General features: G+C 68.4%; 5 protein-coding genes and 1 tRNA gene. 3 read left to right on the top strand and 3 right to left on the bottom strand.

Annotation, left to right across the window (positions count from 1 at the left end; all coding sequences use genetic code 11):
- Window positions 1–187: 187 nt before the first annotated feature.
- Both ACFV9O_RS39390 and ACFV9O_RS39385 read right to left on the bottom strand, forming a co-directional pair.
- Window positions 188–679: an HNH endonuclease gene (locus tag ACFV9O_RS39390; RefSeq protein ID WP_385427648.1), complete on the bottom strand. Its 492-nt coding sequence runs from the start codon at window positions 677–679 to the stop codon at window positions 188–190.
- A gap of 13 nt (window positions 680–692) precedes the next feature.
- Window positions 693–1,238, bottom strand: a complete 546-nt coding sequence (locus ACFV9O_RS39385; RefSeq protein ID WP_385427645.1) for a GIY-YIG nuclease family protein — start codon at window positions 1,236–1,238, stop codon at window positions 693–695.
- A gap of 1,062 nt (window positions 1,239–2,300) precedes the next feature.
- On the opposite strand from ACFV9O_RS39385, the gene ACFV9O_RS39380 reads away from it, so the two are divergent.
- On the top strand, window positions 2,301–3,119 hold the full coding sequence (locus tag ACFV9O_RS39380; RefSeq protein ID WP_385427642.1) for a tyrosine-type recombinase/integrase: 819 nt from the start codon (window positions 2,301–2,303) through the stop codon (window positions 3,117–3,119).
- 100 nt (window positions 3,120–3,219) lie between these two features.
- On the opposite strand, the gene ACFV9O_RS39375 is transcribed toward ACFV9O_RS39380, so the two are convergent.
- Window positions 3,220–3,294, bottom strand: a tRNA-Val gene (locus tag ACFV9O_RS39375).
- Window positions 3,295–3,502: 208 nt separating this feature from the next.
- Between ACFV9O_RS39375 and ACFV9O_RS39370 the strand changes: the two genes are divergently transcribed.
- Together ACFV9O_RS39370 and ACFV9O_RS39365 are read left to right on the top strand one after the other, a co-directional pair.
- Window positions 3,503–4,285 (top strand): DUF4097 family beta strand repeat-containing protein, encoded by a 783-nt coding sequence (locus ACFV9O_RS39370; protein WP_385427640.1) that lies wholly within the window; start codon window positions 3,503–3,505, stop codon window positions 4,283–4,285.
- A 72-nt stretch (window positions 4,286–4,357) separates the two neighbouring features.
- Window positions 4,358–5,749, top strand: a complete 1,392-nt coding sequence (locus ACFV9O_RS39365) for a hypothetical protein (protein WP_385427637.1) — start codon at window positions 4,358–4,360, stop codon at window positions 5,747–5,749.
- Window positions 5,750–5,837: the final 88 nt, after the last annotated feature.

Here is a 5,837-nt window from a genome sequence, read left to right as displayed (position 1 = left end):
CAATTCCTCACACGGGGCGAGTATCACGAGTCAAATGACGGAGCGTCACCGGCGCACGGGAGCATGATCGGCTTCACGGAAATCTTGGCTGAGCCCAAATTCAGCCGTTGCCGACACGTTGACCGTGGTTGACCCCTTAAATCTGGCACGGCTGTGGCACGCGACTTCTTCGCAGATGTCCACGCGATCAGCGACCTTCACGCTCGTAGCGCTCCACCCGACACGCCAACTTGGCGCGATACCTCTCGGGTGAGTGGAAGGCCTGAGAGCGGCGGATCATGTCCTCTACCCTGAGGCTTTCTGCGTAGGCCCGGAGCGCGGGTATCCGGAGGAGAACAGCGCGCTGCGTTGCGGCTTCCTCGATATTTGCCAGCGGGATGCTGGCGTTGCGTTCATGGTTGCAGCCCCAGTGTGTGAGGCGCACATTGTCGCGCGTGTCAGTGCCGCCGGCCGTGATGGTGCGGACGTGGTCGATGCTCGGGGACCGAGGGTCTGGGTGCTGATATGCCTCGTCCACTGGATCTTGGCACAGACCACAGATCCAGTCGTCCCGTGCACCGATCTCTTCCGTTGTGTAGCGCTCGACGCTCCCATTGCTCCGCATGCGCTCACGGCGGCGCCGATCCTGGGCGCGTTTGGCTTCGCTGCGCCGAGGTCTGGGCAGGTCTGCGTTGCTCACCTGGCCTCCTTTGCTAGGCGCTGATGGGCAAGGTCCTTGCCCGCTCCCGAGCTTTGGCACGCACTGCCTTGAGGCGGTCGTGGAAGCCGTTGTGGCGGTTCTGATCGAGGTTCAGCGGCAAGTCAAGCTGCGCGATCAGCTCCGACTCAAAGGTCCACGGTTCGTCGCATTCCAGCCAGGCCACTTGTGCGTGGTCAGCCATCCACTGACTGAGGGTAGCTTCCCCGCTCTTGCCGAACGTTAGGCGGTTGCCGCTACCTACGCGGCGTAGCTCTAGCCCGAGCAGACAGCCCAGGGTGAGCCGCAGCGTTGATCCAGCCGCGTTGCCCCGGTAGTGGTACCGGACGCGCTTCCTCAGGTTCTGCGTGCTGTTCCGGTTGGACATGTGGCGTGGAGCTATGCCGACGTAGAGCAGTTGTCCACGGGCCAAGTCGGGGTGGGGCGCCTCCTTGAAATGCCACCCGTAGACTCCGGCCGCTGCTGGTACAGGGCAGTGCCGCACCAAGACCTCGTGCGCCGACCACAGCCGCGCAGGTTTGGTGAGTGTGGTCGCGTCCATGGAACCTCCAACGCCGGAAAGCACACTGGACGCAGGCTACTTGACGAGAACGAGCGGAGACGCCCGCGCCATCGATGCGGGCCATCCGGCTCCACCAGCGAGAGACACTCAGCTTGGGAATCACGAGCTGTCGAGGCTGCCTCGGTGCTCTGACGCGTAAATACGAACCGGCGTGGGCAAAACCGCAGGTAGCTGACCTCGCCTCCTGTGTTGCCACCCCGCGGCGCGGTGTTGATCAAGGGCTACGGGGCGTTTGTGCTGCCCATTTACCCGTCCCACGGCGGGCGGCGAAGCCGCCCTGGGTCGCTGACCAGGTCGAACGGCGTTCCAGCGCGGTGCTCCCTGTTACCGGATCGAACCGTTGTTGACCGCGGTTCTCCGCTCCATCTGGTGCCATTCTGGTGCGCCAGCCGCGCGGGAATCTGCAGTGCGGGAGCACTCGGCACTGCCCTACGATCGTCCAGCCTGCGTCGGCCGGCAGCTGTAGACCCGCAGCATCGGCCCGTTGTGGAGGGGGCCAGCCCGTTCGAGCCGGGCCAGGGGCTGACACTTGCTTTGTAAGTTCGATCAAGCCTCTGCGGGCTCGGCATCTTGCTGCCACGCGTCGTACGTCGGTTTTCCAGGAGGTATGCCGCTGTCCGCGGTCGTTGATGTCAACGATGGATGTCAGGCGTCAGTTCGATGACTGCAGCCAACGCGCGCTCACTACCCCTCTCGGCCCCCCTGCCGCTCCAATGCCCCCAGCCCGCGAGAGTGGTCCCGTGCTGCTGGGTCCTGGGGATCTCTACCGGAGGGGTCCAGCCGGAGGAAAGGAGTTAACGACCCAATCCCCTCCCCCAGGCGTACATCGAGCCCTCACTTGCCCAACCTTTCCCCAAACGCTTCGCGCGTTTCGAGCGAGGGTGCCCAATCTTGACTTTTCTCGCCTGATTGCGCGAGTGGGGGTAGGCGTTTCCACGGCCGTTATGTATGCGCGGTTGGTGAGAGACAGGAGCCGCGTGACGTCGCCTGGTTGCGGTTGATCAATCCGCCCCCTCCGATAGGGAGCCAACCTTCGCGAACGTGGTGCTGAGTGAGATCACGACCCCGCAGATCCGCCGCTGGCGTGCCGGGTTGCTGGAGTCCGGTGTGGGTGAGCCGACGGTCGTCAAGGCGTACCAAGTCCTCCGGGCCATCATGAACACCGCGGTGGACGACGAGGTGATCCGGCGCAACCCCTGCCGCATCAAGGGCGCGGGAGCGGCCAAGACGGCGGAGCGCCCGTTCCTCGACGTTTCCGAGGTCTTCCAACTCGCCGACGCGGTGCCGGCGCGCTTCCGGGTGCTCATCCTCCTGGCGGCCTTCACCGGCCTGCGGTTCGGGGAGCTGGCCGGACTCCAGCGCCATGACGTCGACCTCGAACGGCGAACCGTGGCCGTGCGGCGTGCTCTGGCAGAGACACGGACGGACGGCATCGTGGTCAAGACGCCCAAGAGCGCGGCTGGTGTGCGCACCGTGGCCTTCCCGGCCTCGCTGACGGCGGACCTCGCCGCTCACCTCGACGCGCACGCCGAGCCGGGCCGCGCCGGGCTGGTGTTCACCGGGGCACGGGGTGGGCAGCTTCGCCGGAACAACTTCCGCCGTCTGTGGCTGCGGGCCCGGGAGACGACCGGCCTGGGGGACGTGCACTTCCACGATCTGCGCCACACCGGGAACACCCTCGCCGCGACCGGCGGTGCCACGACGCGTGAACTGATGCAGCGGATGGGGCACTCCTCGATGCGGGCCGCGCTGATCTACCAGCACCTGGTGAACGGCCGTGACCACGCCATCGCCGCGCACGTCGACGAGCAGATCAGGAAGGCCCGGCCAGCGGAGTCCGAGGACGCATCTGGCACGTAACTGGCACGACGCCACTCCCCCGCCCCCGCTGCTGGGGAACGAACAAGGCCCAGGCTCCCGGTTCAGTACCGGTGACCTGGGCCTTTGTCGTGCTTCCTACTGGTGGGCGCGGACGGTTTCGAACCGCCGACATCTGCTTTGTAAGAGCAGCGCTCTACCCCTGAGCTACGCACCCGGAATGAGGCAACAGCGTACATGGACCACCGGTGGGTGCCGCAAACCAGATCATGCGGGGCCGGGAGTGAACCAGGGACAGCGACCCGAGGGCGGGGACCCGGGGGATAGCCCCACCACGGAGTGGGTGGGCGGCCGGATCGTCGGGGCGGGTGCGGGTTCCTAGGGTGAGGGAACGTCGCAGTTCAGAGGCTGGGGGATTGATCATCGTGGGCGCACTGGAGAGTCGGACCCGACGCATCCGTGGACGCGTGCTCGGCGCCGCCGGTGGGGCCGTGGTCGTCGCGGTCGCCGTCACCGGGTGTGCCGACGCGGATGCCGAGGGGGCCGTGGTCGAGCGGAAGACGTTCGCGTTCAGCGGGGAGACGCTGACCATCGATGCCGAGGACTCGGCGATCGAGCTGGTGCCCGCGGATGTGAAGGCCGTCGAGGTGGAGCGTCGGGTCGACGGATGGGTGTTCATGGGCACGGGTCCCGATCCGGTGTGGGAGCTGCGTGACGGGACGCTCACCCTGCGCGTGAAGTGCAGCGCCGTCGCGAGTGACTGCGAGGCACGGCACTCGGTGCGGGTCCCGCGAGGGGTCGCGGTCAGTGTGCGGGACGACAACGGGAGCGTGACGGCGAGTGGGTTCGACACCGCGCTCACGGTACGGGCGGACAACGGCTCGGTGACCGTGCGGGACGCCAGCGGGCCGCTGGACCTGGTCTCCGACAACGGCGAGGTCACCGGGGAGCGGGTCGCCTCCAGGACCGTGACCGCCGGGTCGGACAACGGGGCGGTGGCGCTGGACTTCGCCGTCGTACCGGATCTGGTGGACGGCTCCAGCGAGAACGGTTCGATCACCGTCGAGGTGCCGGGCTCGAAGGCCTACAAGGTGACGGCGACCGCCGAGAACGGCGAGACGTCCGTCGACGTCGGCCAGGACCCGACGAGCCCGCACGTCATCAAGGCGCGCAGCGACAACGGAGAGGTTGTCGTACGGGCGAACTAACGGGCCCGTGTGTTCGTCCTTACCGGGTGGGAGAATGAACCGGGCAGGGCGGACACGGCACGGGAGAGGGATGTGACGGCGACACACGCGCGGCCGCACACAGGAGTGAAAGCGAAAGCGGGTGTCGCGCGGGGTCTGCGGGATCTTGTCGCCGTGGTCCTGCTGCCGCTGCCCTTGATCGCCGCCGCGCTGCCGGGGGCCTTCGCGAGCGGGGGCAGCGGGGGAACACGGCGCTGGTTCGGCGGCGGGCGCGGGGAGAGCCAGCGGGCGGATGCTCAGGCCGCGAAGGACGCGGCGGCCGCGGCTTTCTACGAGCTCGACACGGCCCAGCGCGATCTGCGGATCTCGATCGAGACGATCACGGCCGTGGACAGTTCGCCGGGTGCGCGCCGGACGGCGGAGGAGTTCGCCGCGCTGGGGCGGCGGATCGACGAGGTCAGCCACGGCTACATCACGGCGGTCGACGCGCACGACCTCGACCGGGACGACCTGGAGGCGTCGGTCGCGGCACGGGCGCGTACGGAGCTGACGAAGGCGAAGGACGAGCTCGTACGGGTCAAGGGCGAGCTCGACCGGTTCGCGCAGGGGCTCGGGCCGCTGCTCGAGAAGGCGGAGACCCAGCTGGCCCGGCTCGCCCCGGCCGTGGAGCGCGCGCGACAGGCGCTCCTCGCCGCGAGCAATGCTCTCGATTCGGTGCGGGGCTCCGGAATGCGAGCGGACGATCTCGCCGCCCGTCTCGCCGCCCTCGCCCCCGAGTTGACCAAGCTCAACGAAGGCGCAGGCCGGCACGGCGTGTCGGAGACGCTGCAGCGTGCCGACCGGGTCGTACGGGAAGCCGAAGCCGTACGGTCCGAGGCCGAGCGGCTCCCCGAGCGCGCCGCCGAGATCGACAAGCGGCTCGTGTCCCTGCGTACCCGCGCCCAGGCCCTGACCACCCGTGCTGACGGCGTCGAGCCCGTCCTCAGCGAGTTGCGCCGCCGCTTCACCGCCGCCTGCTGGCAGGATCTCCAGCCGGTCCCGGCACAGGCCGCCGAGAACGTCCACCGCGCCGAGGAGAGGCTCAAAGAGGCGGCGAAAGCGCGCGACGAGCAGCGCTGGCCGGACGCGACCGCCCTGCTCGGCACGGTCCGGGCGCTGCTGAACAGCACGGACGAGGCCGTCTCTGCCGCCGGCGACCGGCTGCGCCGTCTCGACGCCGTCGCGAAGGACCCGGAGCAGGAGATCCAGCGCACCCGGTTCGCCATCCGCGACGCCCAGCGCCTGGCCATGGCGGGCCGCAACACCCCGGAGCCACGCCATGCCCGGCCCCTGGACGACTCCGTGGCCCGGCTGGAGCGTGCCGTGGCCGGGCTCGAGGGCCGCCACCCCGACTACTGGCACTTCCTGACGGAGACGGAAGCGGTACGGCAGGCCGTGGCGCGCGTCGTCGAGCAGATCCGCGAGGAGCGCGGCGCAGGCGCCTGATTCGAAAATCCCCCGTTCCGTGTCCGTAGCCGCTGGTCAGGCAGCTCCTTCTGTTTGGAGGGTGACTTGGTAGCCGAGTTGGTTGAGC

It is taken from the genome of Streptomyces sp. NPDC059909 (assembly GCF_042730885.1).
Lineage (GTDB): Bacteria > Actinomycetota > Actinomycetes > Streptomycetales > Streptomycetaceae > Streptomyces.
Note: the sequence above shows the minus strand (reverse complement) of the source record. Positions and strands in the feature narration are given on the sequence as shown.